The 870-nt window shown below is 47.5% G+C and carries 2 protein-coding genes; one reads left to right on the forward strand and one right to left on the reverse strand.

The annotated features are described in order from the left end of the window. Positions 1-215 (forward strand): nitroreductase family protein (locus A3757_RS01050; RefSeq protein WP_082872034.1); only part of this gene is annotated, 215 nt, incomplete at its 5' end. A 36-nt stretch (positions 216-251) separates the two neighbouring features. Here A3757_RS01050 and A3757_RS01055 read toward each other — a convergent pair. Then, a partial coding sequence (locus tag A3757_RS01055) for a beta-propeller domain-containing protein (protein WP_197469624.1) occupies positions 252-870 on the reverse strand: 619 nt, incomplete at its 5' end.

Raw genomic sequence — 870 nt, forward strand, 5'->3', positions numbered from 1 at the left:
TCATGCTCGCTGCCGTAGAAGAAGGGTTGGGGTCCTGTCCTCAAGCCGCTATTGCCACTTGGGCAAGTCCGATCAAAAAGCATTTCGATATAGAAGAAGACTATAAACTGCTATGCGGTCTTTCGATCGGTTACCCTGCCGAGCATAAAGTGAACACTTATCAACCGGCAAAACGTAGCGTCGAAAATGTAATGTTTGCACCTACATCTAAGTAAGCTTGACGCTTCGACAAGCTTAAAAAAGGGTTTCATTCAGTCAGCGGGGTTAGCCAGGTCATCCCACAATTCTGTGATCAAGTATCCTCTATGAGAGTAGTGAACGTGAGTGCCAGTGAGAACCCCTCGGTCGTAGGATGAATAGTAATAACTACCTGACTGCCCGGTGCCGAGTTCGCTACCGACTATGCTTCCGGCTTGATTTAGACTAGCACCCTCAGGGTGTTCAGTATCTCTGACCTCAAAAAGATAGTAGGCGTCTTTTTGCCACTGCCAGTCCTCTAATATGCTCGCTGAAAAACCTAGACGCCATGAGTGTTCATCGTTGCCGGGTAAGATACTTAAGGCCGTATGAGTGTATTCGGCAGGAGAATATGATGTGTCGCCTTCAAGCAGTACTTCATTCACTAATAGCGGGTTGCTCATATCGCTCACGTCAAACAGTGCGAGTTTGATATTATTTGTTGCGACGCCACCTTCCGAGCCGCGGCCTAGGCCAAAGACAAGTGTATCGCCGAAGGGGTGAAGGTAGTTTGAAAAGCCGGGCAGTTCTAATTCACCTGCGACGCGAGGAGAGTCGTGATTAGATAGGTCAAGTACATAAAATGGGTCGATTTGTCTAAAGGTCACGATATAAGCTTTGTCACCGTCAAAT

Source organism: Oleiphilus sp. HI0117 (assembly GCF_001635235.1).